This window comes from Citrobacter sp. Cb041 (assembly GCF_030336655.1).
In the GTDB taxonomy this organism is placed as follows: Bacteria; Pseudomonadota; Gammaproteobacteria; order Enterobacterales; family Enterobacteriaceae; genus Citrobacter; species Citrobacter braakii.
Window position 1 is genome coordinate 26,518 of record NZ_JAOWDD010000039.1, and the last position, 26,227, is coordinate 52,744.

Annotated in this window: 30 protein-coding genes and 1 pseudogene; 21 read left to right on the plus strand and 10 right to left on the minus strand. The window is 52.2% G+C overall.

Translation table 11 applies throughout. The features are described from left to right. Positions 1 to 132 precede the first annotated feature (132 nt). From blr to gstA, 12 genes are all read left to right on the plus strand, one after another. Positions 133 to 258 (plus strand): division septum protein Blr, encoded by a 126-nt coding sequence (gene blr / locus OGV52_RS13060; RefSeq protein ID WP_019076739.1) that lies wholly within the window; start codon positions 133 to 135, stop codon positions 256 to 258. A 293-nt stretch (positions 259 to 551) separates the two neighbouring features. Beyond that, positions 552 to 767, plus strand: a complete 216-nt coding sequence (ydgT, locus tag OGV52_RS13065; RefSeq protein WP_003832804.1) for a transcription modulator YdgT — start codon at positions 552 to 554, stop codon at positions 765 to 767. A gap of 91 nt (positions 768 to 858) precedes the next feature. Then, positions 859 to 1,299, plus strand: a complete 441-nt coding sequence (locus OGV52_RS13070) for a DUF2569 domain-containing protein (protein WP_016153009.1) — start codon at positions 859 to 861, stop codon at positions 1,297 to 1,299. 76 nt (positions 1,300 to 1,375) lie between these two features. Further along, positions 1,376 to 1,957 (plus strand): electron transport complex subunit RsxA, encoded by a 582-nt coding sequence (gene rsxA / locus OGV52_RS13075; protein WP_003029144.1) that lies wholly within the window; start codon positions 1,376 to 1,378, stop codon positions 1,955 to 1,957. Then, positions 1,957 to 2,535 (plus strand): electron transport complex subunit RsxB, encoded by a 579-nt coding sequence (gene rsxB, locus OGV52_RS13080; protein WP_049281812.1) that lies wholly within the window; start codon positions 1,957 to 1,959, stop codon positions 2,533 to 2,535. The genes rsxA and rsxB overlap by 1 nt, the downstream gene beginning before the upstream one ends. Next, the gene (gene rsxC, locus OGV52_RS13085; RefSeq protein ID WP_287108615.1) at positions 2,528 to 4,645 is read left to right on the plus strand and encodes an electron transport complex subunit RsxC; all 2,118 of its coding nucleotides are present in this window, start codon (positions 2,528 to 2,530) and stop codon (positions 4,643 to 4,645) included. Before rsxB ends, rsxC begins: the two co-directional genes overlap by 8 nt. Beyond that, the gene (gene rsxD / locus OGV52_RS13090; protein ID WP_287108616.1) at positions 4,646 to 5,698 is read left to right on the plus strand and encodes an electron transport complex subunit RsxD; all 1,053 of its coding nucleotides are present in this window, start codon (positions 4,646 to 4,648) and stop codon (positions 5,696 to 5,698) included. 9 nt (positions 5,699 to 5,707) lie between these two features. Beyond that, entirely contained in the window at positions 5,708 to 6,328 is a 621-nt protein-coding gene (gene rsxG / locus OGV52_RS13095) for an electron transport complex subunit RsxG (protein WP_016153006.1), read from the plus strand. A 3-nt stretch (positions 6,329 to 6,331) separates the two neighbouring features. Then, complete coding sequence (locus OGV52_RS13100) at positions 6,332 to 7,024, plus strand: electron transport complex subunit E (protein WP_016153005.1); 693 nt, start codon at positions 6,332 to 6,334, stop codon at positions 7,022 to 7,024. Beyond that, the gene (gene nth, locus OGV52_RS13105; RefSeq protein ID WP_016153004.1) at positions 7,024 to 7,659 is read left to right on the plus strand and encodes an endonuclease III; all 636 of its coding nucleotides are present in this window, start codon (positions 7,024 to 7,026) and stop codon (positions 7,657 to 7,659) included. Before OGV52_RS13100 ends, nth begins: the two co-directional genes overlap by 1 nt. 613 nt (positions 7,660 to 8,272) lie before the next feature. Beyond that, positions 8,273 to 9,778, plus strand: coding sequence for a dipeptide/tripeptide permease DtpA (dtpA, locus tag OGV52_RS13110; protein WP_016153003.1), 1,506 nt, complete (start codon positions 8,273 to 8,275; stop codon positions 9,776 to 9,778). A 104-nt stretch (positions 9,779 to 9,882) separates the two neighbouring features. Further along, positions 9,883 to 10,488: a glutathione transferase GstA gene (gene gstA, locus OGV52_RS13115; RefSeq protein WP_016153002.1), complete on the plus strand. Its 606-nt coding sequence runs from the start codon at positions 9,883 to 9,885 to the stop codon at positions 10,486 to 10,488. Positions 10,489 to 10,571: 83 nt separating this feature from the next. On the opposite strand, the gene pdxY is transcribed toward gstA, so the two are convergent. From pdxY to anmK, 5 genes are all read right to left on the minus strand, one after another. After that, complete coding sequence (pdxY, locus tag OGV52_RS13120; RefSeq protein WP_287108617.1) at positions 10,572 to 11,432, minus strand: pyridoxal kinase PdxY; 861 nt, start codon at positions 11,430 to 11,432, stop codon at positions 10,572 to 10,574. A 64-nt stretch (positions 11,433 to 11,496) separates the two neighbouring features. Further along, positions 11,497 to 12,771, minus strand: coding sequence for a tyrosine--tRNA ligase (gene tyrS, locus OGV52_RS13125; protein WP_003836431.1), 1,275 nt, complete (start codon positions 12,769 to 12,771; stop codon positions 11,497 to 11,499). A 126-nt stretch (positions 12,772 to 12,897) separates the two neighbouring features. Further along, a complete protein-coding gene (pdxH, locus tag OGV52_RS13130; RefSeq protein ID WP_047500532.1) occupies positions 12,898 to 13,554 on the minus strand; it encodes a pyridoxamine 5'-phosphate oxidase in 657 nt (218 codons plus the stop codon). A gap of 58 nt (positions 13,555 to 13,612) precedes the next feature. Next, on the minus strand, positions 13,613 to 13,942 hold the full coding sequence (mliC, locus tag OGV52_RS13135; RefSeq protein WP_141875155.1) for a C-type lysozyme inhibitor: 330 nt from the start codon (positions 13,940 to 13,942) through the stop codon (positions 13,613 to 13,615). Between the two features lie 87 nt (positions 13,943 to 14,029). Beyond that, a complete protein-coding gene (gene anmK / locus OGV52_RS13140; protein WP_016152999.1) occupies positions 14,030 to 15,151 on the minus strand; it encodes an anhydro-N-acetylmuramic acid kinase in 1,122 nt (373 codons plus the stop codon). Between the two features lie 274 nt (positions 15,152 to 15,425). On the opposite strand from anmK, the gene slyB reads away from it, so the two are divergent. Next, positions 15,426 to 15,893 (plus strand): outer membrane lipoprotein SlyB, encoded by a 468-nt coding sequence (gene slyB, locus OGV52_RS13145; protein WP_046276343.1) that lies wholly within the window; start codon positions 15,426 to 15,428, stop codon positions 15,891 to 15,893. A gap of 47 nt (positions 15,894 to 15,940) precedes the next feature. Here the strand turns inward: slyB and slyA are convergent, their stop codons facing one another. Continuing rightward, a complete protein-coding gene (gene slyA, locus OGV52_RS13150) occupies positions 15,941 to 16,381 on the minus strand; it encodes a transcriptional regulator SlyA (protein WP_019076732.1) in 441 nt (146 codons plus the stop codon). A gap of 192 nt (positions 16,382 to 16,573) precedes the next feature. Here slyA and OGV52_RS13155 point away from each other — a divergent pair, with 192 nt between their 5' ends. The 3 genes and pseudogenes from OGV52_RS13155 to OGV52_RS13165 all read left to right on the plus strand — a co-directional run bounded on the left by OGV52_RS13155 (position 16,574) and on the right by OGV52_RS13165 (position 19,713). Next, positions 16,574 to 16,810, plus strand: a complete 237-nt coding sequence (locus OGV52_RS13155) for a DUF1656 domain-containing protein (RefSeq protein ID WP_016156432.1) — start codon at positions 16,574 to 16,576, stop codon at positions 16,808 to 16,810. A 2-nt stretch (positions 16,811 to 16,812) separates the two neighbouring features. Next, positions 16,813 to 17,676 carry an efflux RND transporter periplasmic adaptor subunit gene (locus OGV52_RS13160; protein WP_287108618.1) on the plus strand — a complete coding sequence of 288 codons (864 nt, stop codon included), beginning with the start codon at positions 16,813 to 16,815 and terminating at the stop codon, positions 17,674 to 17,676. Beyond that, positions 17,673 to 19,713, plus strand: a pseudogene (locus OGV52_RS13165) (FUSC family protein). The gene OGV52_RS13160 and the pseudogene OGV52_RS13165 overlap by 4 nt, the downstream one beginning before the upstream one ends. Here the strand turns inward: OGV52_RS13165 and sodC are convergent. The 3 genes from sodC to OGV52_RS13180 form a co-directional block, all read right to left on the minus strand. Beyond that, positions 19,689 to 20,213, minus strand: a complete 525-nt coding sequence (gene sodC, locus OGV52_RS13170; protein WP_016156429.1) for a superoxide dismutase [Cu-Zn] SodC — start codon at positions 20,211 to 20,213, stop codon at positions 19,689 to 19,691. The pseudogene OGV52_RS13165 and the gene sodC overlap by 25 nt on opposite strands. An 81-nt stretch (positions 20,214 to 20,294) precedes the next feature. After that, on the minus strand, positions 20,295 to 21,191 hold the full coding sequence (locus OGV52_RS13175; RefSeq protein ID WP_047500538.1) for an aldo/keto reductase: 897 nt from the start codon (positions 21,189 to 21,191) through the stop codon (positions 20,295 to 20,297). A 49-nt stretch (positions 21,192 to 21,240) separates the two neighbouring features. Next, positions 21,241 to 21,480 (minus strand): DUF1289 domain-containing protein, encoded by a 240-nt coding sequence (locus OGV52_RS13180; protein WP_016156428.1) that lies wholly within the window; start codon positions 21,478 to 21,480, stop codon positions 21,241 to 21,243. A 101-nt stretch (positions 21,481 to 21,581) separates the two neighbouring features. Here OGV52_RS13180 and OGV52_RS13185 point away from each other — a divergent pair, with 101 nt between their 5' ends. The 4 genes from OGV52_RS13185 (at position 21,582) to rnt (ending at position 24,580) form a co-directional block, all read left to right on the plus strand. Continuing rightward, positions 21,582 to 22,181 carry a TetR/AcrR family transcriptional regulator gene (locus tag OGV52_RS13185; protein WP_016152991.1) on the plus strand — a complete coding sequence of 200 codons (600 nt, stop codon included), beginning with the start codon at positions 21,582 to 21,584 and terminating at the stop codon, positions 22,179 to 22,181. 54 nt (positions 22,182 to 22,235) lie between these two features. Continuing rightward, positions 22,236 to 23,333, plus strand: coding sequence for an alkene reductase (locus tag OGV52_RS13190; protein ID WP_003029197.1), 1,098 nt, complete (start codon positions 22,236 to 22,238; stop codon positions 23,331 to 23,333). Between the two features lie 97 nt (positions 23,334 to 23,430). Next, a complete protein-coding gene (gloA, locus tag OGV52_RS13195) occupies positions 23,431 to 23,838 on the plus strand; it encodes a lactoylglutathione lyase (RefSeq protein ID WP_003029198.1) in 408 nt (135 codons plus the stop codon). Between the two features lie 94 nt (positions 23,839 to 23,932). Further along, on the plus strand, positions 23,933 to 24,580 hold the full coding sequence (rnt, locus tag OGV52_RS13200; RefSeq protein WP_016152990.1) for a ribonuclease T: 648 nt from the start codon (positions 23,933 to 23,935) through the stop codon (positions 24,578 to 24,580). A 54-nt stretch (positions 24,581 to 24,634) separates the two neighbouring features. On the opposite strand, the gene grxD is transcribed toward rnt, so the two are convergent. Continuing rightward, a complete protein-coding gene (gene grxD / locus OGV52_RS13205) occupies positions 24,635 to 24,982 on the minus strand; it encodes a monothiol glutaredoxin 4 (protein WP_003832760.1) in 348 nt (115 codons plus the stop codon). Positions 24,983 to 25,315: 333 nt separating this feature from the next. Here grxD and OGV52_RS13210 point away from each other — a divergent pair, with 333 nt between their 5' ends. Continuing rightward, on the plus strand, positions 25,316 to 26,146 hold the full coding sequence (locus OGV52_RS13210; protein WP_287108619.1) for a C40 family peptidase: 831 nt from the start codon (positions 25,316 to 25,318) through the stop codon (positions 26,144 to 26,146). Positions 26,147 to 26,227: the final 81 nt, after the last annotated feature.

Sequence of the window (26,227 nt, forward strand, 5' to 3'; positions counted from 1 at the left end):
ATATGCCACTTATGCTTAACTTGCAGCGAAAAACAGGGAGAAATCGTTCCCAATTATCTTGCTGTATTATTGAGAGATTAGTAACATTTGCAGCCTGTGTTTATGGATAAATCAAAGCAAATGTCATCAGTAATGAATCGTCTTATTGAATTAGCAGGTTGGATTGTTCTCACCGTCTCTGTGATCCTGCTGGGTGTTGCCAATCATATTGACAATTACCAGCCACCGGAGCCCGTTGCTGCTGTGCAGAAGAAATAAGCATCTGCAGTCTCTTATAACCCGGTAATTAACATCGAGTAACGGCAGGGTTTGGCTGCAAAAGATCGAATTTTGTCAAAAAAAGGGAATAATGCCGCATCCCACTCCGGTGCATATTGCCTGCTGTAGCGAAGCGCGTTACCCTTACCGCAGGTGCGCATAGCGCCTGCTTTTCCACAGGTATGAACACTCTTCTCACATTTGCGCGTCAATCCGCTTTTACCTGTGCATGTTGTTTATTATTTATATTTACTACTCCGTTGGTATTATTTTATTAATATGGATTTCCATTTATGACTGTTCAGGATTACTTATTAAAATTCCGCAAAATCAGTTCACTCGAAAGTCTGGAAAAACTGTTCGACCATCTTAACTACACGCTCACCGACGATAGCGACATTATCAATATGTATCGGGCTGCAGACCATCGCCGTGCGGAGCTTATCTCAGGAGGTCGTCTGTTTGATGTTGGTCAGGTACCCAAATCAGTCTGGCATTACGTGCAATAAAGAAGAAAGTAGCGCTCAACGTTAAAAGCTTTATAATAATTGCCCCAAAATGAATGGCATGTTTGATTGCGCGCGTAAACCTGGAGAAGAGATGACTACCACACCGGCACAACGTATCGGGGGCTGGCTACTTGGGCCACTGGCCTGGCTGTTAGTCGCATTGTTGAGCGCTTCGCTGGCGTTATTACTTTATGTCACTGCGCTGGCTACACCGCAAACCTTCCAAACGCTGGGTGCGCAAAGTACGGCAAATTTGCTGTTATGGGGCGTCTCTTTTATTACCGCGATTGCCATGTGGTATTACACGCTGTGGCTGACGATTGCGTTTTTCAAACGCAGAGCCTGTGTGCCTAAGCATTATATTCTATGGCTGCTGATCTCCGTGTTACTGGCGATTAAAGCGTTTGCGTTTTCACCGGTTCCTGACGCCTTTGCCGTGCGCCAACTGCTGTTCCCATTGCTGGCTGCAGCACTGTTGGTGCCCTATTTCAAACGCTCGCAACGCGTTAAATCGACGTTTGTGAATCCGTAATAACCCTACAGTTAACCTGTTGTCGCCTGTTGTAGATTGTCAGATAATAGGCGGCTTTTTTATTTCAGGCCGAAAAATGACTGATTACCTGCTGCTGTTTGTCGGAACTGTACTGGTCAATAACTTTGTACTGGTCAAGTTTCTGGGGCTCTGCCCGTTTATGGGCGTTTCCAAAAAACTGGAAACCGCAATGGGTATGGGCCTTGCCACGACGTTTGTCATGACACTGGCATCCATCTGCGCATGGCTGATTGACACCTGGATCCTCATTCCACTCAATCTCATCTATCTGCGCACGTTGGCTTTTATTCTGGTCATCGCCGTCGTCGTGCAATTTACCGAGATGGTTGTACGCAAAACCAGCCCTGCACTTTACCGCCTGCTGGGGATCTTCCTACCACTGATCACCACTAACTGCGCGGTATTAGGCGTGGCGTTACTGAACATCAACCTCGGTCATAACTTTTTACAGTCGGCGCTATACGGTTTTTCCGCCGCCGTCGGCTTCTCACTGGTGATGGTACTGTTCGCCGCGATCCGTGAACGCCTCGCCGTGGCGGACGTGCCTGCACCGTTTCGCGGTAATGCGATTGCGCTGATTACCGCTGGTTTAATGTCATTGGCCTTTATGGGCTTTAGTGGTTTGGTGAAGTTGTAATGAATGCTATCTGGATTGCCGTTGCCGCAGTGAGTCTACTGGGTCTGGCGTTCGGCGCTATTTTGGGTTACGCCTCACGACGTTTTGCCGTGGAAGATGATCCTGTCGTGGAGAAAATTGATGAAATTCTCCCGCAAAGCCAGTGTGGACAATGCGGCTATCCGGGCTGTCATCCTTACGCTGAAGCGATCGGCTCTCAGGGCGAAAAAATCAACCGTTGCGCACCCGGTGGCGAAGCGGTGATGTTAAAAATTGCCGCCCTGCTGAACGTCGACCCGCAACCGATTGATGGTGATGAACACGATATTACCCCCGTGCGTATGCTGGCGGTCATTGATGAAAATAACTGTATCGGTTGTACAAAGTGCATTCAGGCCTGCCCGGTTGATGCGATCGTGGGCGCGACCCGCGCCATGCACACGGTGATGAGCGATCTCTGCACCGGGTGCAACCTGTGCGTTGATCCGTGCCCGACGCAATGTATCGAATTACGCCCGGTGGCCGAGACACCTGATAGCTGGAAATGGGATTTAAACACCATCCCTGTGCGCATCATTCCCGTGGAACAACATGTTTAAGTTATTCTCTGCATTCAGAAAAAACAAAATCTGGGACTTTGATGGCGGCATTCATCCACCAGAAATGAAGACCCAGTCGAACGGTACGCCGCTGCGACAGGTTCCGCTGGCGCCACGCTTTGTTATTCCGCTGAAACAACATATTGGCGCGGAGGGTGAGCTGTGCGTAAACGTAGGCGACAGCGTGCTGCGTGGTCAGGCGTTAACCCTTGGGCGTGGTAAAATGCTTCCGGTACATGCGCCAACGTCAGGCACCGTTGTTGCTATTGCGCCGCATTCTACTGCACATCCATCGGCATTAGCTGAGCTGAGCGTTATTATTGATGCCGATGGCGAAGATCGCTGGATTGAGCGAGACGGCTGGGCCGATTACCGTTCCCGCAGCCGGGAAGAGCTGATCGCACGTATTCACCAGTTCGGCGTCGCCGGACTGGGTGGCGCGGGTTTTCCCACCGGCGTTAAGCTGCAGGGCGGCGGAGATAAAATTGAAACGCTGATCATTAACGCTGCTGAATGCGAGCCGTACATTACGGCTGATGACCGCCTGATGCAGGACTGCGCGGCGCAGGTCGTCGAAGGTATCCGTATCCTGGCGCATATTCTTCAGCCACGCGAAATTCTACTGGGCATTGAAGATAACAAGCCACAGGCAATTTCCATGCTGCGCGCGGTGCTGGCTGATTCACACGATATCAGCTTACGCGTAATCCCCACCAAGTACCCGTCAGGCGGGGCCAAGCAGTTAACGCAAATCCTGACCGGCAAGCAGGTTCCCCACGGGGGACGCTCCTCAGATATCGGCGTGCTGATGCAAAACGTTGGAACCGCCTACGCGATTAAACGTGCGGTGATTGACGGAGAACCGATTACCGAGCGTGTCGTGACGCTGACCGGCGAAGCCGTCAGCCGTCCGGGCAACGTCTGGGCGCGTTTAGGCACGCCGGTTCGTCATCTGCTCAACGACGCGGGCTTCTGCCCTTCCGCCGACCAGATGGTGATTATGGGCGGGCCGCTGATGGGCTTTACGCTGCCGTGGCTGGATGTACCGGTGGTGAAGATAACCAACTGTCTTCTGGCGCCCTCTGCCAGTGAAATGGGAGAAACGCCGGAAGAGAAAGGCTGTATTCGCTGTAGCGCATGCGCCGATGCCTGTCCGGCCGATCTCCTGCCGCAACAGCTTTATTGGTTCAGTAAAGGGCAGCAGCACGACAAAGCAACGGCGCACAATATCGCGGACTGCATTGAATGCGGTGCCTGCGCCTGGGTATGCCCAAGCAATATTCCACTGGTGCAGTATTTCCGTCAGGAAAAAGCCGAGATTTATGCCATTAGTCAGGAAGAAAAACGTGCCGCTGAAGCGAAAGCGCGATTTGAAGCCCGACAGGCGAGACTAGAACGTGAAAAAGCAGCTCGTCTTGAACGTCACAAAAGTGCTGCCGTTCAGCCTGCGGCTAAAGATCATGATGCCATTGCCGCCGCGCTGGCTCGCGTAAAAGAAAAGCAGGCTCAGGCAATGCAGCCGGTAGTCATTCAGGCTGGCGAAAAACCTGACAATAGTGCCGTGATTGCCGCACGCGAGGCGCGTAAGGCGCAAGCTCGCGCAACCCGGATGGAAAACCCTCCCCAAACAGGAGGCAGCAGTACAGAGGTCGATCCGCGTAAAGCCGCCGTGGAAGCGGCAATCGCTCGTGCCAAAGCCCGCAAGCTTGAGCAGGAAGCCGTAACGGAAACGGCCGAACCGGTCGATCCGCGTAAAGCCGCCGTGGAAGCGGCTATCGCCCGCGCCAAAGCTCGCAAGCTCGAGCAGCAGACGGTTACGGAAACGGTCGAACCGGTGGATCCGCGTAAAGCCGCCGTGGAAGCGGCTATCGCCCGCGCCAAAGCCCGCAAGCTCGAACAGCAGGCGGTTACGGAAACGGTCGAACCGGTGGATCCGCGTAAAGCCGCCGTGGAAGCGGCTATTGCCCGCGCCAAAGCCCGCAAGCTCGAGCAGCAGACGGTTACGGAAACAGTCGAACCGGTGGATCCGCGTAAAGCCGCCGTCGCGGCCGCTATTGCACGCGCTCAGGCAAAGAAAGCCGCCCAGCAGCAGGTTGTAAACGAGGAATAAATGGTATTCAGAATAGCAAGCTCCCCTTATACCCATAACCAGCGCCAGACATCGCGTATCATGATGCTGGTGTTACTGGCTGCATTGCCGGGGATCGCCGCTCAGCTGTGGTTCTTTGGCTGGGGTACGTTGTTCCAGATAGTTCTGGCCGCCATCAGCGCTATCGCCGCCGAAGCGGGCGTGCTTAAACTGCGCAAACACCCCATTGTCGCGATTTTACAAGACAACTCCGCATTGCTCACCGGGTTACTGCTGGCCGTGAGTATTCCCCCGCTCGCCCCCTGGTGGATGGTAGTTTTAGGCACGGTATTCGCCGTTATCATTGCTAAACAGCTGTATGGCGGCCTCGGTCAGAACCCGTTTAACCCCGCCATGATTGGTTACGTGGTGCTGCTGATTTCATTCCCGGTACAGATGACAAGCTGGCTGCCGCCGCATGAAATTGCGGCGACTGTGCCTGGTTTTTTTGACGCCCTGAACGTTATCTTTAGCGGACATACCGCCAGTGGCGGGGATATGAACACGCTGCGTATGGGTATTGATGGTATCAGTCAGGCAACACCTCTCGATACCTTTAAGACTTCGCTGCATGCGGGACGTACTGTTGAGCAGGTGATGCAATACCCAATCTACAGCGGCATGCTTGCAGGCGCTGGCTGGCAGTGGGTTAACCTTGCCTGGCTGGTGGGCGGCGTCGTGTTGCTATGGCAGAAAGCGATTCGCTGGCATATCCCGGTTAGCTTCCTGCTGTCGCTCGCCGTTTGTGCCACTTTAGGCTGGATTTTCTCGCCAGATTCGCTGGCATCGCCCCAGTTGCACCTACTTTCCGGCGCGACCATGCTGGGAGCATTCTTTATTCTTACCGATCCCGTTACAGCATCAACTACCAACCGTGGTCGCCTGATTTTTGGCGCACTTGCGGGCCTGTTAGTGTGGTTGATTCGCAGTTTTGGCGGTTATCCTGATGGCGTGGCTTTTGCCGTATTGCTGGCAAATATCACGGTTCCCCTGATTGATTATTACACCCGCCCTCGCGTGTACGGACATCGCTAAGGACTCCCTATGCTGAAAACGATTCGTAAACACGGTATTACTCTGGCACTGTTTGCAGCGGGCTCGACGGGGTTAACCGCGGCAATAAATCAATTAACCAAGTCCACCATTGATGAACAAGCCGCGCTGCAGCAAAAAACGCTGTTCGATCAGGTTCTGCCAGGCGATCGCTACAATAATAACTTGTCCGAAAGTTGTTATCTGGTCGATGCGCAGGCGTTGGGCAAAGGCACTCACCGAGTGTATATTGCCCGCCAGGACGATCGTCCCGTTGCAGCAATTCTTGAAGCTACGGCGCCAGATGGTTATTCCGGGGCTATTCAACTGCTGGTTGGTGTCGATTTTTCGGGTACCGTGTTGGGTACGCGGGTGACCGAACATCATGAAACGCCAGGGCTGGGCGATAAAATCGAACTGCGACTGTCCGACTGGATCACCCACTTTAGCGGCAAAACGATCGCTGCGGGTAACGACGCTCACTGGGCGGTGAAAAAAGACGGCGGCGACTTTGACCAGTTTACTGGCGCAACCATTACGCCGCGTGCGGTAGTTAATGCAGTAAAACGCGCCGGTTTGTATGCGCAGACGCTGCCCGCGCAACTTCCTCAACTTAGCGCCTGTGGAGAATAAACCATGAGCGAAATTAAAGACGTTATTGTCCAAGGATTATGGAAAAATAACTCCGCGCTTGTGCAGTTACTCGGGATGTGTCCGCTGTTGGCCGTCACCTCGACCGCCACTAACGCGCTGGGCCTGGGACTCGCGACTACGCTCGTCCTGACGCTGACGAACCTGACGATTTCTGCCCTTCGTCGCTGGACACCGCCTGAAATACGTATTCCGATTTATGTCATGATCATCGCCTCCGTGGTGAGCGCGGTGCAAATGTTGATCAATGCCTACGCTTTTGGCCTGTATCAGTCTCTGGGCATTTTTATCCCGCTGATTGTGACCAACTGTATTGTTGTTGGCCGCGCTGAAGCCTTCGCAGCCAAAAAGGGCCCTGCGCTATCCGCACTCGATGGTTTTTCCATCGGCATGGGCGCAACTGGCGCCATGTTTGTTCTGGGCTCGCTACGTGAAATAATTGGTAACGGTACACTCTTTGATGGCGCAGACGGTTTGTTGGGTAGCTGGGCCAAAGTATTGCGCGTTGAGATCTTTCATACCGATACGCCGTTTCTGCTGGCCATGCTGCCACCAGGCGCGTTTATTGGCCTGGGTCTGATGCTGGCAGTTAAGTATCTGATTGATGAGAAAATGAAGAAACGTCGTGCCGAGGCGGCTGTCACGGACAGTCCGGCTGGTGAAACAGGGAATGTGTAATGAACAAAGCAAAACGGCTGGAAATACTGACGCGCCTGCGTGAGAACAATCCGCATCCGACAACCGAGCTAAATTTTACATCGCCGTTCGAACTGCTGATTTCAGTCTTGCTCTCCGCGCAGGCCACCGATGTCAGCGTCAATAAAGCGACGGCTAAGCTCTACCCCATCGCCAATACGCCAGCCGCGATGCTGGAGCTTGGCGTTGAAGGGGTTAAGTCCTACATCAAGACAATCGGTTTGTTTAACAGCAAAGCGGAGAACGTGATTAAAACCTGCCGCATTCTGCTGGAGCAACATAATGGTGAAGTGCCTGAAGACCGGGCCGCATTAGAAGCCCTGCCCGGGGTTGGGCGAAAGACGGCTAATGTGGTGTTAAATACCGCCTTTGGCTGGCCCACTATTGCCGTAGATACCCATATTTTTCGCGTTTGTAATCGTACCCAGTTCGCCCCGGGTAAAAACGTTGAGCAGGTTGAAGAGAAGCTGCTGAAAGTCGTACCCAGTGAATTTAAAGTCGATTGCCATCACTGGTTAATTCTTCATGGCCGCTACACCTGCATAGCCAGAAAGCCGCGCTGCGGCTCCTGCATTATCGAAGATCTTTGCGAATTCAAAGAGAAAGTCGATATCTGATGCTGCCGGGGCATACTGCTTGCCCCTCGCTAACATAACGATTAGTTATGCACTCCCCTGAGTTTATTTTCCCGACAATGATGCCGTTCAACCGCGCATATCTAATGCAATATTCTTGTTAATTAACACCTGAGCAGGTTAATCGTTTTTTTAGTAAAAGAAATTTCTATCTATACGTGATCCAGATCATCCAGATAACACAATGTTAAAAAATATTTATTTTTTAGTTAAAGTGACAATCAGATGACCTAACTGAACAGTTTCTAAACAAAACATTACACTGGCTATTTTTCAGATAATGGCCTATATCACTGGATTCAAGCGCAAATAGCAGAACATATCGCCACATTGCGGTTTTTACCCTGATTAAACAGTGTAAAAATCTGCCATTTTTCAAATGAAGAAATTTAACGCTAGATAACATTTCACAGTCCCGACGATTTCACCAGTCATGATATATGTAACAGATTATTACAAACCACTTGTCTGAATGGTCAAGATAGTGAACATTACTTGCCGTTTCCCCTCCCACTATAACAATCGGACGGATGAACTTGACTCATCACGTGCCTGAACACCCCCGTTGATATGGGATGTAAAAAAAGAGGTAAAAGTGTCTACTGCAAACAATAAACCAACAGAAAGCGTGAGTTTAAACGCCTTCAAACAACCAAAAGCGTTCTATCTCATTTTCTCTATTGAGCTGTGGGAGCGTTTTGGTTATTACGGCCTGCAGGGAATCATGGCCGTCTACCTGGTTAAACAACTGGGTATGTCAGAAGCGGATTCCATCACCCTTTTCTCGTCCTTTAGCGCCCTGGTGTACGGTCTGGTTGCCATTGGCGGCTGGTTAGGTGATAAAGTTCTGGGTACAAAACGTGTCATTATGCTGGGTGCCGTTGTCCTGGCCATCGGTTATGCGTTGGTAGCATGGTCTGGTCACGATGCGGGTATCGTTTATATGGGCATGGCGGCCATCGCGGTCGGTAATGGCCTGTTTAAAGCAAACCCATCATCCCTGCTCTCTACCTGCTATGCCAAAGATGACCCGCGTCTTGATGGTGCATTTACCATGTACTACATGTCCGTCAACATCGGTTCATTCTTCTCTATGCTGGCAACACCGTGGTTGGCTGCGCATTACGGCTGGAGCACCGCGTTCGCTCTGAGCGTCGTGGGTATGCTGATTACCGTTGTTAACTTCGCATTCTGTCAGCGCTGGGTTAAACAGTACGGTTCTAAACCTGACTTTGAGCCGATCAACTTCCGTAACCTGTTGCTGACTATTGTTGGTGTCGTGGTACTGATCGCGATTGCAACCTGGTTGCTGCACAACCAGCAGATCGCTCGTATGGTTCTGGGCGTCATTGCTCTGGGTATCGTGTTTATCTTCGGTAAAGAAGCATTCACCATGCACGGTGCTGCGCGTCGTAAAATGATCGTCGCCTTCATTCTGATGCTGGAAGCGATTATCTTCTTCGTGCTGTACAGCCAGATGCCGACCTCACTGAACTTCTTCGCGATTCGTAACGTTGAGCACTCTATTCTTGGCATTGCTTTCGAACCTGAGCAGTACCAGGCACTGAACCCGTTCTGGATCATCATTGGTAGCCCAATCCTCGCCGCTATCTATAACAAGATGGGCGATACCCTGCCGATGCCAACCAAGTTTGCGATTGGTATGGTGCTGTGTTCCGGTGCGTTCCTGATCCTGCCGCTGGGTGCTAAATTCGCTACCGATGCGGGCATCGTTTCCGTTAACTGGCTGATCATCTGCTACGGTCTGCAAAGTATCGGTGAACTGATGATCTCCGGTCTGGGTCTGGCAATGGTGGCTCAGTTGGTTCCGCAACGCCTGATGGGCTTCATCATGGGTAGCTGGTTCCTGACTACAGCCGGTGCAAACATCATCGGTGGTTACGTAGCCAACATGATGGCTGTACCAGAGAACGTCACTGACCCGCTGATGTCCCTTGAAGTCTACGGTCGTGTGTTCCTGCAGATTGGTGTTGCTACGGCTGTTATCGCTGTTCTGATGCTGTTGACGGCACCGAAACTGAATCGTATGACTCAGGACGATGACGTCAATGAGAAAGCCTCTAAGGCCGCGACAGCGTAATTCTCAGGGAAACTCTTTTTCAGGCCGCTAACTGGTGTTAGCGGCTTTTTTTTTGCCTGAGCTAGCACTACCATACGATATACCTCAGCCAAAAGGAGTTACCGATGAAACTGTTCTACAAACCGGGCGCTTGTTCTCTTGCTTCCCACATCACACTTCGTGAGAGCGGTAAAGATTTCACGCTGGATGGTGTTGATCTGATGAAGAAGCGTCTGGAAAACGGCGATGATTTTTTCGCGGTAAACCCAAAAGGGCAAGTTCCCGCGCTGCTGCTGGATGACGGTACGCTACTGACCGAAGGCGTCGCCATCATGCAATACCTGGCGGACACCGTTCCAGACCGTCAACTCCTTGCCCCGACCAGCAGCCTCTCCCGTTACAAAACCATTGAATGGCTTAACTACATTGCGACAGAACTGCATAAAGGCTTTACCCCACTGTTCCGTCCCGATACGCCGGAAGACTTCAAGCCAACCGTTCGCGCGCTGCTGGAGAAAAAAATGCAGTATGTGAACGACGCGCTGCAAGATAACCAATGGATCTGCGGTTCGCGCTTCAGCATTGCGGACGCCTATTTGTTCACCGTGCTGCGTTGGGCCTATGCGGTTAAGCTGAATATGGCAGGGTTAAGCAATATCGATGCGTATATGGCGCGTATGGCTGAACGTCCGGCGGTTGCCGCGGCGTTGAAAGCAGAAGGGTTAAATTAATTGTTGTTGCCGGGTAGCGCTTGCGCTTACCCGGCCTACAGCCAAACGCAGGCCCGATAAGCGTGAGCGCCATAGGGCATTGGTTATAGCTGCGTCGCGCTGAAGTAGTGTTCAGGCTTCGCGATACAATCCTGCGCAGCCACGACCTGCAGCTCATACTCGTGCATTTTTTTGGTAGCAATCATCACTTCGTACACCGCCGCCGTCACGTGCTCCAACGCCTGCTGTAAAGACGCGCCCTGCAGCAGTTTAACCAACAATAAGCCGCTGGTGACATCACCCACGCCAACCGGTTGACGAGCGCCAAAATCGACTAACGGTCGGCTGATATGCCATGCCTGTTCAGCAGTAACTAACAGCATCTCGAAACGATCTGCGCTGATACCCGCGCGAGCCAGGTGCTTCACCAGCACAATCTCTGGTCCCTGAGCGATGAGCTCACGCGCTGCCGCCACGGCCTCATTGACATTATTCACCGCATGCTCGCACAGAATTTCGAGCTCAACCAAATTCGGGGCGATAATATCGCTGGCTGGAAGCGCATGGCGTACATGAAACTCCGCTACGCCCGGCGCGACGATACACCCTTTTTCCGGATGGCCCATCACCGGGTCACAAAAATATTTCGCATGCGGATTGGCCGCTTTTACTTTGCGTACAATACCCAGAATATGCTCGCCCTGTTCAGCCGAGCCAAGATAGCCGCTCAGTACTGCGTCACAAGTCTGGAGTTTATCGATATCGGCAATGCCCTGGACAATGTCAGTCAGATGACTCGGCGGCATAACGCAACCGGTCCATTTGCCGTACTGTGTGTGGTTAGAAAACTGAACGGTATTCAGCGGCCAGACATTTGCGCCAAGACGACGCATTGGAAATTCTGCTGCACTGTTGCCCGCATGACCAAAAACAACGTGGGACTGGATGGCGAGGATATTCTTCATTTTACTTACCACAACCCTGAAAAAATAAAGGGGCGTAGTTTCCCACGCCCCTGCTAACTAAATCTTACTTCCAGCAAATCAGACAATAGTTCTTCTTGCCACGGCGCAGTAAGGTGTAGCGCCCGAACAGGATATCACTCTCCTGGAAGAAATATTCCGGATCGGATTGCTTCTCACCGTTGATGGTCACCGCATTAGACGCGATAGTCTTACGTGCCTGGCCGCGAGAAGGTTGCAGCTCGGAGTCCACCAGCGCCTGCATCAGATCGGCACCTTTGTCCATCTCGATCATCGGCACGCCATCCTGCGCCAGCTGTTCGAAATCCGCTTCGCTCAAGTCGCTCAGATTACCGTTGAACAAGCTTTCGGTAATACGTTTTGCCGCTACCAGACCTTCTTCGCCGTGAACCAGACGCGTTACTTGCTCAGCCAGAACATACTGGGCGCGCGGCGCTTTACCGCTATTTTTATCTTCTTCTTCCAGCGCATTGATCTCTTCAATGTCCATGAAGGTGAAGAATTTCAGGAAGCGATAAACATCCGCATCGGCGGTATTGATCCAGAACTGGTAGAATTTGTACGGACTGGTTTTCTTCGGATCCAGCCACACAGCGCCGCCTTCCGTCTTACCGAATTTCGTGCCGTCAGCTTTAGTGATCAACGGAACGGTCAGACCAAACACCTGGTTCTGGTGCAGGCGACGGGTCAAATCGATACCCGAAGTAATGTTGCCCCACTGGTCAGAACCGCCAATCTGCAGCGCAACACCGTGCAGTTTGTTCAGGCAGGCAAAGTCATAACCCTGCAGCAGGTTGTAAGAAAACTCGGTAAAAGAGATCCCCTGATCGTCACGGTTCAGACGCTGCTTCACCGCTTCTTTGTTGATCATCTGGTTAACGGAGAAGTGTTTGCCGATATCACGCAGGAAAGTCAGTACATTCATACTGCCAAACCAGTCATAGTTGTTCGCAGCAATCGCCGAGTTGTCGCCACAGTCGAAATCGAGGAACGGCGCAACCTGTTTGCGGATTTTATCCACCCACTCCTGCACGGTGTCTTCGGTATTCAGTTTACGCTCGGCGGCTTTAAAGCTCGGGTCACCAATCAGACCGGTTGCGCCGCCCACCAGTGCGACAGGTTTATGGCCTGCCTGCTGGAAGCGTTTCAGGCATAACAATGGAACCAGATGCCCCAAATGCAAGCTGTCAGCGGTAGGATCGAAGCCGCAATAGAGCGCGATCGGGCCTTGCGCCAGTCGCTCTGCTAACGCTTCCTCGTCCGTCACCTGGGCCACCAGCCCCCGCTCTTGCAATTGTTTAATCAAGTTACTGCTTGCCATCAAAATCTCCATGTATAAAACGACTGCACCTTAGCCGGTACACGACTTTTCGCCTGATGCGAAAGAAACATAGAATAAAGCGCCGGATTGTTCAGCACCAGCGCTTAAAACAAGAATTTTGCATCTTTAGGGGGCCAGGCGATCAATTTTCCACGCGTTATCTTCGCGTTGGTATAAAAAACGATCGTGCAGACGGTTTTCGCCACCCTGCCAGAACTCCATCTGCTCAATACTCACGCGAAAGCCTCCCCAGAAACTGGGCAGTGGAACGTCCCCTTGCTGAAACTTCTGCTTCAGTTCGAGGAATTTGCTTTCCAGAATACCGCGCGCGGAGATCCGACTGGATTGCTTAGAGACCCAGGCGCCAATCTGGCTATCACGTGGGCGACTGTGGAAGTATTTCACCACTTCCAGCGTGGACAGGCGCTCAGCCTTGCCGATCACCATCACCTGCCGTTCCAGCGTATGCCAGGGAAACAGGAGGCTGATGCGTGGGTTTTTCTCAATCTGATGTGCCTTACGGCTACCGAGGTTGGTATAGAACACCAGCCCTTTGTCATCATAATGTTTGAGCAACACGATACGCTGATAAGGCTGACCGTTTTCATCGACGGTAGCAACGACCATCGCAGTGGGATCGGCCAGTTTGGCGTCACAGGCTTGCCCCAGCCAGCGCTCGAACAGCGCAAGGGGCTCGGCGGGAAGATCGCGGCGGCGGAGACCGCCTTTCGTGTATTCACGGCGCAAATGCGCGATTTGCTGCAATTCGTCGTTATCAGACATGATGTTGGCTACGGATTGTCAGTGGGTGACGCTATTGTGCGCCGCCCAGGTGAAAATCTCAACGCTTCGGGTTCTGTAACTGACAGTTATTTAGCACAATTCTGTCTCGTTTATAGACCGTTGCCTCATCGCCTTTAGACCAGAAGACGTAAATACCATCGGTATAGCGAGCACCTGATGCCGACACGCCCTGTTTGAGGTTCAATAGCTGATTATCATAAACAAAACTCGCCATCTGACGGGTATTGTTCAGCTTCACGGTAAGCGGTTTTTCTTCACAGCGGTATTCGAGGGTATCCGTTTGCATACGCTCGACAAATTGGTTGTACACGCTGCACCCGCTAAGCAGTACCGGCAGACACACTAACAACAGTTTTTTCATAGCCATATCCTGAAGACTTTCCTGGTCCTGGAGGGTAATGGCACCCTCCCTAATATCCCTAGTTTATCGACATATGGCGCTGAATAATTTCAGTTAACTCTGAGTTCGTGGGTTAGCGGGATAAATCGCCCCTAAAACGCTCGGTTCTGATGCGCCGGTCACGGAAGGCAGATTTCCCGGTAATCCCGCCAGCGTTCGCCACGCCAGCCAGGCAAAAGCCAGGGCCTCCATATCATCGCCGCTGATCCCAGCCTCATCGGTTGAAGTGACCTCTGTCCCTGGCAATAATGCCGCCAGACGCATCATCAGCAGCGGATTACGGCTGCCGCCGCCGCATACCATTAGCCGTTCACAGCCTCCGCTTAGCAAGACCTGCTCGGAAATGGTCACGGCCGTCAGTTCGGCAAGCGTCGCCTGCACATCCCGCGGGCTTATTCCCGGGAACTGCGCCATATGACGTTCTATCCAGCCATAATTGAAATACTCGCGGCCAGTGCTTTTCGGCGCAGGCGCAGAAAAATAAGGATCGTTAAGCATATTTTGCAGTAAAGGCAGGATCACCGTTCCCGATGTGGCCCACTGCGCATCTTTGTCGTAGGGTTGGCCGCATTGCCGCCAGATCCAGGCATCCATCAGCATATTGCCCGGCCCGGTGTCGTAACCGCGAACGGGTTGCTGTGGGATAAGCAGAGACAGATTGGCAATTCCGCCGATGTTTAGCACCATCCGCCGCTCCGTTGGATGAGCCAACAGCGCCTGATGAAAAGCGGGAACCAACGGCGCGCCCTGCCCGCCGAGAGCAATATCGCGGCGACGAAAATCGCCGATCACCGTTATCCCGGTACGCGCGACGATTTGATTGTTGTCGCCAATTTGCAGCGTGTGCGGCGCAATTCCCGTCGGTTCATGCCACACGGTTTGCCCATGACAGCCAATCGCAACGATCTCCTGCGGTTTCAATTTTTCCTGTGCCAACAGCGCATTCACCGCCTCGGCAAACAGATAACCGAGCTGTGCGTCAAGTTGGCCAAACTGCGATAGCGTAAGCTGCTGCCCCTGACAGATATCCAGGATCGCCTGCTTTATATGGAGAGGGATAGGCCAGGTCAGACTCGCCTGTTGCGCAACCATCGTTTCATCTATTGTCGCCAGCACAACATCGACGCCATCAAGGCTGGTTCCAGACATTACACCGATAAAACGGCCCGATTTCATATGTCATCCTTTTAAGCAAATTAGCCTTGACACTCAACCATAAAGTGCCGACTAATGCCATGCTTCCTTAATGATTTTTGAGGGCTAATCATTACAATGGACGCTTTATTACATCAATTATATGAATGATTCGTTTATACTCGGTATATCCGATTTCGGTTAAGATTTTCATATTGTTCCAGTAGAACATGTGACCTTAGGCTCACAAGTGCCATATAATTTAGCCATGAAGGGTGCTTTATTAGCGTTTCGTGGTGTTAAAGGAGATTTGTAAATGATTAAACGTGTGCTGATTGTTGCATTAATGGGTGTGTCTTTGGCGGGCTGCGTTAACAATGATAGCCTTTCAGGCGACGTATACACCGCATCCGAAGCGAAACAAGTTCAGAACGTTACCTACGGTACAATTGTTCATGTTCGTCCGGTGCAAATCCAGGGTGGCGATGACGCAAACGTGATTGGCGCCATTGGTGGTGCGGTACTCGGCGGGTTCCTGGGTAACACCGTCGGCGGCGGTACGGGTCGTTCATTAGCCACGGCGGCTGGCGCAGTTGCCGGTGGCGTAGCGGGTCAAGGCGTACAAGGTGCGATGAATAAAACCCAGGGTGTAGAACTGGAAATCCGTAAGGACGACGGTAATACTATCATGGTGGTTCAGAAACAGGGTGCGACCAAGTTCTCAGCTGGCCAGCGCGTTGTTATGGCTAACAACGGCAGCCAGGTTACCGTGTCTCCACGTTAATCGAATTCACGTGTGGTCAGGCTCTGGCCACACGTCATCTTATCGTTTCAGCCCTGTGACTGCAGTTCAATAATATTGTGTTCCAGTCTGGCGACCAGTTTAATCAGCAGATCAATTTCCTCAGCTGAAATCCCTTCCAAAATTTCTCCACGCGTCTTGTTGATAACCGCTTCCATATCTGCAATCAGCGGCTCTGCTTTTTCTGTCAGTTTAATTCTCTTTGCCCGACGATCGCTGGCGCAAGTCTGTCGTGAAATGAGTCCCTTTTCTTCCAGCTGGTCAAGCGTGCGTACCAACGAAGGCTGCTCGATGCCAATCGCTTTAGCCAACTGAATCTGCGATTGATCAGGCGGCAATTGATGAATGTTGTGCAGCGTAACCCAATGCGTCTGCGTCAACTCCAGAGGTTTCAGGCGATGGTCAATCAGAGCACGCCAAATGCGCACCAACCGTGCCAGATCAGAACCTAATGGCGATTCCAATTTCATCTCCTTATAATTAGCTTGCTAAGTTATTATGCTGATTTTAGAATAGTGTGCAGCATTTGTATTCCCAAAACAAATGTATTGCCAAATTTGCTTACCGGCTGACATTTTTTCAGACATTATGCGTTACAGAGACTCATTGTCTCTTTTTTGCTAAACCTATAGCAATGCTCTCTTCCGCCAAGGATTTTGCCCGTGAAGTTTATGTTTAATGCAACAGGATTGCCCCTACAAGATTTAATGATCGGAGCATCTGTCTACTTCCCTCCTGTTTTCAAGGCGTTTGTAGCAGGATTTATTCTCTGGCTGGTTGTTCATCGCCTGCTGCGCGACTGGATTTACTCCGGCGAAATCTGGCATCCCCTGTTAATGGATCTGTCACTCTTTACGCTTTGCGTATGTCTGGCCTTTGTAATGCTGATTGTGTGGTGATTATGTCGCTTAAAACCATTAAATACTTCTCCACCATTATAGTCGCTGCCATCGCAGTTTTCGCCGGATGGTGGATGTGGAATTACTATATGCAATCGCCCTGGACACGTGATGGCAAAGTGCGAGCTGAGCAGGTCAGCATCACGCCGCAGGTCTCAGGCAGCATTAGCGAACTCAATATAAAAGATAACCAGTTTGTGAACAAAGGCGATATCCTTTTTATCATCGATAAGACGCCGTTTCACATTGCTGAACTAAATGCGCAAGCGCAGCTGGCGAAGGCGCAGTCCGATCTGGCGAAAGCCAATAACGAAGCCAACCGCCGCCGTCATTTATCGCAAAATTATATCTCAGCCGAAGATCTGGATACTGCTAACCTCAACGTGAAAGCCATGCAGGCCAGCGTTGAAGCAGCCGAGGCCAGTCTGCGCCAGGCACAGTGGCAACTGACGCAGACGGTGGTCAAAGCGCCCGTAGCGGGCTGGGTAACCAACCTTTCAACTCGTATTGGAGACTACGCCTCAACCGGTAAGCCCCTGTTTGCCCTTGTCGACAGCCACTCTTTCTATGTGATGGGGTATTTTGAAGAAACCAAGTTGCGCCACATTCGTGAAGGTGCGCCTGCGGTTATCACGCTCTACAGCGGCAACATAAAGTTACAGGGTCACGTATCCAGTATTGGTCGCGCCATCTACGACCAAAGTGTGGAAAGCGATTCCGGTCTGATTCCCGACATCAAACCCAATGTGCCGTGGGTGCGTCTGGCCCAACGCGTTCCGGTCCGCATCGAATTCGACGCTCTGCCGCAGGATGTCACCCTGGTTTCTGGTACGACCTGCAGCGTGTCTATCGGCCAGCGTAAATGAAACTGTCCCACCTGATGCCAGGCCATTGGCCGTGGTTTAAAGCCACGGTAGCGCAGTGGCGTTATGCGTTGCGAAATACCATTGCGATGTGTCTGGCGTTAACGTTCGCCTATTACCTGAATCTGGATGAGCCCTACTGGGCGATGACCTCGGCGGCAGTGGTCAGCTTTCCCACCGTCGGCGGGGTTATCAGCAAAAGTCTGGGTCGTGTTGCGGGTAGCTTGCTGGGTGCCACCGCCGCGTTGATTATTGCCGGTCATACCCTCAATGAGCCGTGGTTGTTTTTGCTGAGCATGTCAGTGTGGATCGGTTTTTGTACCTGGGCATGCGCGCATTTCACCAATAACGTCGCCTATGCCTTTCAACTGGCCGGTTATACGGCGGCGATCATTGCTTTTCCCATGGTCAATACCATAGAGATTACGCAGTTGTGGGATATCGCTCAGGCCCGCGTATGCGAGGTCATCGTCGGTATCCTGTGCGGCGGCATGATGATGATGATCCTCCCCAGCACCTCCGATGGCACTACGCTGCTTACCGCGCTGAAAAACATGCATTCGCGTTTACTGGAGCATGCCAGCTTACTCTGGCAACCGGAGACAACAGATGCGATTCGCACAGCTCATGAAGGTGTTATCGGTCAGATTCTTACCATGAACCTGCTGCGTATTCAGGCGTTCTGGAGTCACTATCGTTTTCGCCGTCAAAATGCGTTGCTCAATTCGCTGTTGCATCAGCAGTTACGTATGACCAGCGTGATCTCCAGTCTGCGCAGGATGCTCCTGAACTGGCCCACTCCCCCGGCTAATACCCGGGAAATCATCGAACAACTGCTCAGCGAGCTGGTCAAATCCAATACCGACACCTACACCGTCGCGCGTATTATCGCCCCCCTGCGTCCTCTCGATGCGCGCGACTATCGGCACGTCGCCTTCTGGCAACGACTGCGTTATTTTTGTCGGCTGTACTTACGCAGCAGTCATTATCTGCATTTACTGGAAAATGGCGTTACCGCCGAGCGTATTACTATCGCCCGCACGCCAGGACTTGCCCGTCATACCGATAATGCGGAAGCTCTCTGGAGCGGATTGCGTACGTTCTGTACACTGATGCTTATCGGCGCATGGAGCATTGGCGCGCAATGGGAATCAGGCTCTGGCGCACTAACGCTCGCGGCCATCAGCAGCGTGCTGTATTCTGCCGTAGCCACGCCGTTCAAGTCGCTTTCTTTGCTGATGCGCACGCTGGTTCTGCTGTCGCTGTTTAGCTTTGTGGTTAAGTTTGGCCTGATGGTGCAAATCTCTGACCTCTGGCAATTCATTCTGTTTCTCTTCCCGTTGCTCGCTACCATGCAACTCCTGAAGCTGCAAATGCCCGCGCTGGCGGGTCTTTGGGGACAGCTAATCGTGTTTATGGGATCGTTTATCGCGGTGACTAATCCACCGGTTTATGATTTTGCTGATTTCCTGAATGACAATATGGCGAAAATCACCGGCGTGGCGCTATCGTGGCTGGCATTCGCCATTCTGCGGCCTGGATCGGATGCGCGGAAAGGCCGCCGCCATATTCGCGCCCTGCGCCGGGATTTTGTCGATCAGCTCAGCCGACATCCCTCGCTCAGCGAAAACGAATTTGAGTCGCTGACCTATCACCACGTCAGCCAGCTCAGCAACAGTCAGGATGCCCTGGCGCGACGCTGGCTATTGCGTTGGGGGGTTGTCTTGCTGAACTGCTCGCACGTGGTGTGGCAACTGCGCACCTGGGAGGTGCGTTCAGATCCTCTGGCTCGCGTCAGAGACGTGTGTATTTCGCTGCTTCGCGACGTAATGAGTGAGCGCGGCGTTCAGCAACGACCGCTGAATGCCACGCTGAGTGAGCTACAGCGTATTTGCGACACGCTCGCCCACCATCATCAACCTGCGGCGCAAGAACTGTCGGCGCTTATCTGGCGACTACACTGCTCGCTTTCTCAGCTCGAACAGGCGCCTCCGCCGGGTACGCTAGGCAATTGATTATTTGATAACGCCACAGGCGTAGCGCGCTCCGCCACCGCCAAGCGGTTTTGGTTGATCGGACATATTATCGCCACCGACATGGATCATCAGCGCTTTGCCTTTAACCTCATCGAGCGTTTTCAGCCGCGGCGCAATGACCGGTGTTGTGGCGTTACCGTCGTTATTCACCACCAGCAGCGGCAGGTCGCCCATGTGGCCTGCGCCTTCGGGGCCTTCGTGCTTGCCGGTTTGGTGCGGATCATAATGGCCTCCAGCCGATTCCGCGGCTGAGGCTTTTCCTTCTTTAATCGCCGGTTGGCAACTGCCATTCGCATGCACATGGAAGCCATGTTCACCCGGCGGCAGCGCTTTCAGATCGGGCGTAAACTCCAGCCCTTTCCCGGTTTCAGCAATAGTGACCGTACCAATCGCCTGGCCGACGCCTTGCGACGTTACCAGATTCATCGTCACTTTTTCTTCACTGGCAGCCTGCGCACCTGCACAGGCGAGTAGAGTAATAATGGCCAAACTCAAACGCTTCATAAGACCTCCGTCCAAAAGGTGTCTGATTGATAAGTGTAAACCAGTGACACAAATTTGAACGGAGAAGCGTCAAAAACGCGATTACGGTACGTCGTAACCCAGCGCAGCTTTGCGAATACGGAACCACTGCTGGCGAGACATGTTCAATGACTCAGACTCAACGGCAGCACGTACACGCTCTATCTTCCCTGAGCCAATGATCGGCAGCGGCTGAGACGGCAGACGCAAAATCCAGGCGTACACCACCTGCTCAATGGACTGCGCGTTTAACTCTTCTGCGATTGCGGCAAGTTCATTACGTAATGGCTGGAACGCATCGTCATTAAACAGACGACCACCGCCGAGGCAGGACCAGGCCATCGGACGAATGCGCAGTTGTTGCAGTTGATCTAAAGTACCATCCAGCAGAAGCGGCTGATGTACCGGTGAGATCTCAACCTGGTTAGTCGCCAGCGTGAACGGCAGACGCGATTGCAGCAGTGAGAACTGTGCCGGGGTGAAGTTAGATACGCCAAAGTGACGCACTTTTCCGCTATGGTGCAATTTTTTGAACGCGTCGGCTACGTCGTCCGCATCCATGAGCGGATCGGGACGGTGGATGAGCAGCAAATCAATATGATCGGTCGCCAGTAACTTCAACGATGCTTCCGCACTGGCAATGATATGCGCGCTGTCGGTGATGTAATGACCCAGCGCATTTTCCGTGCGCGCCGTCGTGGCGATCCCGCACTTGGTAACAATCTGCATTTTTTCACGCAGATGCGGAGCCAGCTTCAGTGCCTCACCAAACGCCGCTTCACACTGGTATCCGCCGTAAATATCGGCGTGATCGACGGTGGTAACGCCCAGATCCAGATGTTCTTCAATAAAGCTGACTAGCTGGCGCGCGGACATATTCCAGTCCATCAGGCGCCAATACCCCATTACAAAGCGAGAAAATTCCGGACCTTGCGGCGCAATAGTAATACGCTGAACCATAGCAGCTTCCTTATAAGTGAATGTGCATCGAGTATACGCAATTACGCTTTTAAAAGAGTGAAGGTTGTTGCGGTTCTTCCGAAGGGTTGGCTTTGTTTGCTCGTAATTTACGCATCAGGCGCTGACGACAAAGCCGTAGCACTTCCTGCTTTTCGGCATCGCTCATCTTTTGCCAGTTAAAACGCTCATCCCGACTGCGAAAACAACCGCGGCAAAAACCGCGCTCGTCAGACTGACATATTCCACGGCATGGGCTCTGGACGGGGAAAAACTCCAGCTGTTCGGCCACATCCCCTCCTTTCGTAAGATTGATATACCTATTGAAGACGTTAACTGAATTTCTCGCAAGCGCTATTGCATTAGACCGACTGGTCTATTACACTCCTTCCCATGAACAAAATCACTGAACACGATACACGCGAACATCTGCTGGCGACGGGCGAACTGCTGTGTATGCAGCGCGGCTTCACCGGTATGGGCTTAAGCGAACTACTGAAAACCGCTGAAGTCCCCAAAGGTTCGTTTTATCACTATTTTCGCTCTAAAGAAGCGTTCGGTGTTGCGATGCTGGAACGCCACTATGCGGCCTATCATCAGCGACTGGCTACGCACTTTGATACGGGGGCAGGAAACTATCGCGACCGTATTCTGGCCTACTATCAGGAAACCCTGAACCAGTTTAGCCAGCACGGCATTATCAGCGGTTGTTTAACCGTAAAACTGTCTGCCGAAGTGTGCGATCTGTCAGAAGATATGCGCACGGCGATGGATAAAGGCGCGCGGCACATTATTGCGCTGTTAGCGCAGGCGCTGGAGAAAGGTCAGGCAAACCATTGTCTGTCCTTTGTTGGCGAGCCGTTACAGCAGGCGCAGGTATTGTATGCGCTGTGGCTGGGCGCCAACCTGCAGGCCAAGATTTCTCGTAGCGCCACCCCGCTGGAAAATGCGCTGGCGCACGTTAAAACCATCATTACTACGCCTGCCGTTTAACAGGCGTTTTTATTTCTTTTATTACTAGACGACCGGTCTATTCAGGAGTGCCATATGTCATCTGAAAAACTTTTTTCCCCACTGAAAGTGGGTGCTATTACGGCAGCAAACCGCGTATTCATGGCGCCACTGACGCGTCTGCGCAGCATTGAGCCTGGCGACATCCCTACTCCGCTGATGGCCGAGTATTACCGTCAACGTGCCAGCGCGGGTCTTATCATCAGTGAAGCTACACAGATTTCCGCACAGGCGAAAGGCTATGCGGGGGCACCCGGCTTACACAGCGAAGCGCAAATTGCCGCATGGAAAAAAATCACCGCTGCCGTACATGCGGAGCAAGGTCATATTGCGGTCCAGTTGTGGCATACCGGGCGCATCTCTCACGCCAGTCTGCAGCCCAACGGTCAGGCACCGGTCGCACCTTCCGCGATTAGCGCCGGAACCCGGACCTCGCTGCGTGATGAAAATGGTCTGGCAACGCGTGCGGATACCTCAATGCCGCGTGCGCTGGAAACTGAAGAAATTCCCGGCATCGTTAATGACTTCCGTCAGGCGATTGCCAACGCGCGCGAAGCGGGTTTCGACATGGTTGAACTGCACTCCGCTCACGGCTATCTGCTGCACCAGTTCCTGTCGCCAACGTCTAATCAGCGTACCGATCAATACGGCGGTAGCGTCGAAAATCGTGCGCGTCTGGTGCTGGAAGTTGTCGATGCCGGTATTAAAGAATGGGGTGCCGATCGCATTGGTATTCGCGTATCTCCGATTGGCTCATTCCAGAACGTTGACAACGGCCCGAACGAAGAAGCCGATGCGCTGTATCTGATTGAACAACTGGGCAAGCGCGGAATCGCTTACCTGCATATGTCTGAGCCAGACTGGGCTGGCGGCGAGCCGTATTCCGATGCGTTTCGCGAAAAAGTTCGTGCACGTTTCCACGGTCCGATCATTGGTGCGGGTGCCTACACACCTGAAAAAGCAGAAGCACTGATCGAGAAGGGCCTGATCGACGCCGTTGCTTTTGGTCGCGCCTATATCGCAAACCCGGATCTGGTTGCGCGCCTGCAGCGTAAAGCGGAGCTGAATCCGCAACGTGCCGAAAGCTTCTACGGCGGCGGCGCGGAAGGTTACACCGATTATCCTACCCTCTAATGTCACAAACTCCGTTCTGCCATTGATAGCGGCGTAACAACGCCGCTATACTAAAACAACATTTTGAATGTATTAGCCATTTTCGAAGGGGAAAAAGATGCGTTTACTTCATACCATGCTGCGCGTGGGTGACCTGCAGCGTTCCATCGAGTTTTATACCAACGTGCTGGGCATGAAGCTGCTGCGTACCAGCGAAAACCCTGAATACAAATACTCCCTGGCCTTTGTCGGCTACGGCCCTGAAACCAGCGAAGCCGTGATCGAACTGACCTATAACTGGGGTGTCGACAAGTATGAGCTGGGCACTGCCTACGGCCATATCGCCCTGAGCGTAGACAACGCAGCCGAAGCCTGTGAACGTATTCGTCAGAATGGCGGTAACGTCACGCGTGAGGCGGGTCCGGTAAAAGGCGGCACCACCGTAATCGCGTTCGTTGAAGATCCAGACGGTTACAAAATTGAACTGATCGAAGAGAAAGACGCCGGGCGCGGCCTGGGCGACTAACCTCCCCACGGGCGCAGATCGTCTGTGCCCGTAGTTTTATACTCATCATTTTGCCATAATACGCGCTGCAATTTTCCCGTATTAAGAGACCCAGATGTCCGATAACGCTCAACTTTCCGGTCTGTGTGACCGTTTTCGTGGTTTTTATCCTGTCGTCATTGATGTCGAAACCGCAGGGTTCAATGCCAAAACCGATGCGCTGCTTGAGATCGCAGCCATCACACTGAAAATGGATGAACAAGGCTGGCTGATGCCGGACACGACGTTACATTTCCACGTAGAGCCATTTGAAGGCGCGAATTTGCAGCCGGAAGCCCTCGCCTTTAACGGAATTGACCCTAACAATCCGCTACGCGGCGCGGTCAGCGAATATGACGCTCTGCATGCCATCTTTAAAATGGTGCGTAAAGGCATTAAAGACAGCGGCTGCAATCGGGCGATCATGGTGGCGCATAACGCTACGTTCGACCACAGTTTTATGATGGCCGCAGCAGAACGCGCCTCGCTCAAACGTAATCCATTTCATCCGTTCGTCACCTTTGATACTGCGGCCTTAAGCGGCCTTTCTCTGGGGCAAACTGTGTTATCGAAAGCGTGCCTGGCGGCAGGAATGGAATTTGACGGGACTCAGGCGCACTCGGCGCTGTATGACACCGAACGGACGGCCGTGCTGTTTTGCGAAATTGTTAACCGCTGGAAACGTCTCGGCGGCTGGCCTCTTCCCGTACCTGAAGAGGCATAACGGACCGATAAAAAAAGCGACCATCATAAGGTCGCTTTTTTATTTACGCTGATATTATTCAGCGTCCGGCTCTTCGGTTTTGTATTTCGCCGCTGTTTCTTTAATCAGCTGCTGCAACTCACCGCGCTGGTACATTTCGATCAAAATGTCACAGCCGCCAACCAGCTCACCATCAACCCACAGCTGCGGGAAAGTTGGCCAGTTTGCGTATTTCGGCAGCTCGGCGCGAATATCCGGGTTCTGCAGAATATCAACATAAGCAAAGCGTTCACCACAGGCGGACAGCGCCTGCACAGCCTGAGCGGAGAAACCGCAGCTTGGCAGTTTAGGGGAACCTTTCATGTACAGGAGAATCGGGTTTTCAGCGATCTGGCGCTGGATTTTTTCGATAGTGGTGCTCATTATCTTGCTTCCTTAAACTTCTTTTACGGCAGTAGTCTGACATTGTAGCGGGTCAGACAGGCAACGGAAAATAACATTTTCATTACGCGTTATTATTTTATCCCCTGACGCCAAAAGTTGCATTCACAATCTCATTTATCCCCTTAAAGCCTGTGGATTTGATTATTCATTCACCAACGCCAACTTTAATTGCTGATTTTTTTTGCGGTCGGTTACGAAACGTAGTTTTAAACAAAAAAGCTATTAACTTTCCCTCTTTCTATAGATTAGAATCATCAAGTTTTGAAAATCACACGCAGGCATGATAGACCTGCCTTACCAGAGGATTGCTCAGTGGCGCGGATAAACCGAATCTCGATCACGCTCTGTGCTTTACTTTTTACTACACTGCCCTTTACGCCCATGGCTCATGCTTCCAAGCAGGCCAGGACGACACCTACCCATTCCCACACCATCAAAACGGTAGATAAAAAGAAAAGCGCAACAACCAGCCAAAAAACAACAAAGACCAGCAAAAAAACGGCGACAAAAACCACCAGCAAAACCAGCACCAAAACCGCTTCTTCTTCTAAACATCGCACTGCCGCTCCGGCAAAGTCGACCAAAACAGCAATCCGTCGTGGTAAAAACACCGCAGCACAAACCGCTGCCGTTACCTGGACTGAAAAATGCACGCCGCGCAAAGGTCATAAGCCGCGCTGTGTAAAAGTGAAAACCACCGCACCAACGACGCTGGCTGAGGCGCATAAAGTGAAAGTGCAGAAAGCCACTAAAACCGCCATGTCCACGCTGATGAACCAAATCGGCAAGCCTTATCGCTGGGGCGGCACCTCACCAAGAACCGGGTTTGACTGCAGCGGTCTGGTCTATTACGCCTATAAAGATCTGGTGAAATTCCGCATTCCACGTACAGCGAACGAAATGTATCATCTGCGCGATGCTGCGCCGATTGAACGTGGCGAACTGAAAAATGGCGATCTGGTATTTTTCCGTACCCAGGGGCGTGGAACTGCCGATCACGTTGGCGTTTATGTTGGCAACGGTAAGTTTATTCAGTCACCGCGCAGCGGCCAGGAAATTCAAATCACCTCTCTGAGTGAAGATTACTGGCAGCGCCACTATGTGGGCGCTCGTCGGGTAATGACGCCAAAAACAATTCGTTAAAAACTTACCCTACAGTACATGCTGTAGGGTAAGTTCTTCTTTTGCATAACCTTTCAATTTGCTACCCTATCCTTACTCACA

Coding starts and splice junctions, on each gene's coding strand:
- blr (WP_019076739.1), top strand. CDS start 133: ATGAATCGTCTTATTGAATTAGCAGGTTGGATTGTTCTCACCGTCTCT.
- OGV52_RS13190 (WP_003029197.1), top strand. CDS start 22,236: ATGTCATCTGAAAAACTTTTTTCCCCACTGAAAGTGGGTGCTATTACG.
- tyrS (WP_003836431.1), bottom strand. CDS start 12,771: ATGGCAAGCAGTAACTTGATTAAACAATTGCAAGAGCGGGGGCTGGTG.
- nth (WP_016153004.1), top strand. CDS start 7,024: ATGAACAAAGCAAAACGGCTGGAAATACTGACGCGCCTGCGTGAGAAC.
- rsxD (WP_287108616.1), top strand. CDS start 4,646: ATGGTATTCAGAATAGCAAGCTCCCCTTATACCCATAACCAGCGCCAG.
- OGV52_RS13185 (WP_016152991.1), top strand. CDS start 21,582: ATGAACAAAATCACTGAACACGATACACGCGAACATCTGCTGGCGACG.
- mliC (WP_141875155.1), bottom strand. CDS start 13,942: ATGGCTATGAAAAAACTGTTGTTAGTGTGTCTGCCGGTACTGCTTAGC.
- sodC (WP_016156429.1), bottom strand. CDS start 20,213: ATGAAGCGTTTGAGTTTGGCCATTATTACTCTACTCGCCTGTGCAGGT.
- rsxG (WP_016153006.1), top strand. CDS start 5,708: ATGCTGAAAACGATTCGTAAACACGGTATTACTCTGGCACTGTTTGCA.
- OGV52_RS13175 (WP_047500538.1), bottom strand. CDS start 21,191: ATGGTTCAGCGTATTACTATTGCGCCGCAAGGTCCGGAATTTTCTCGC.
- grxD (WP_003832760.1), bottom strand. CDS start 24,982: ATGAGCACCACTATCGAAAAAATCCAGCGCCAGATCGCTGAAAACCCG.
- rnt (WP_016152990.1), top strand. CDS start 23,933: ATGTCCGATAACGCTCAACTTTCCGGTCTGTGTGACCGTTTTCGTGGT.
- gstA (WP_016153002.1), top strand. CDS start 9,883: ATGAAACTGTTCTACAAACCGGGCGCTTGTTCTCTTGCTTCCCACATC.
- pdxH (WP_047500532.1), bottom strand. CDS start 13,554: ATGTCTGATAACGACGAATTGCAGCAAATCGCGCATTTGCGCCGTGAA.
- ydgT (WP_003832804.1), top strand. CDS start 552: ATGACTGTTCAGGATTACTTATTAAAATTCCGCAAAATCAGTTCACTC.
- slyA (WP_019076732.1), bottom strand. CDS start 16,381: ATGAAATTGGAATCGCCATTAGGTTCTGATCTGGCACGGTTGGTGCGC.
- pdxY (WP_287108617.1), bottom strand. CDS start 11,432: ATGAAGAATATCCTCGCCATCCAGTCCCACGTTGTTTTTGGTCATGCG.
- slyB (WP_046276343.1), top strand. CDS start 15,426: ATGATTAAACGTGTGCTGATTGTTGCATTAATGGGTGTGTCTTTGGCG.
- anmK (WP_016152999.1), bottom strand. CDS start 15,151: ATGAAATCGGGCCGTTTTATCGGTGTAATGTCTGGAACCAGCCTTGAT.
- rsxB (WP_049281812.1), top strand. CDS start 1,957: ATGAATGCTATCTGGATTGCCGTTGCCGCAGTGAGTCTACTGGGTCTG.
- rsxA (WP_003029144.1), top strand. CDS start 1,376: ATGACTGATTACCTGCTGCTGTTTGTCGGAACTGTACTGGTCAATAAC.
- OGV52_RS13070 (WP_016153009.1), top strand. CDS start 859: ATGACTACCACACCGGCACAACGTATCGGGGGCTGGCTACTTGGGCCA.
- OGV52_RS13160 (WP_287108618.1), top strand. CDS start 16,813: ATGTCGCTTAAAACCATTAAATACTTCTCCACCATTATAGTCGCTGCC.
- OGV52_RS13100 (WP_016153005.1), top strand. CDS start 6,332: ATGAGCGAAATTAAAGACGTTATTGTCCAAGGATTATGGAAAAATAAC.
- rsxC (WP_287108615.1), top strand. CDS start 2,528: ATGTTTAAGTTATTCTCTGCATTCAGAAAAAACAAAATCTGGGACTTT.
- gloA (WP_003029198.1), top strand. CDS start 23,431: ATGCGTTTACTTCATACCATGCTGCGCGTGGGTGACCTGCAGCGTTCC.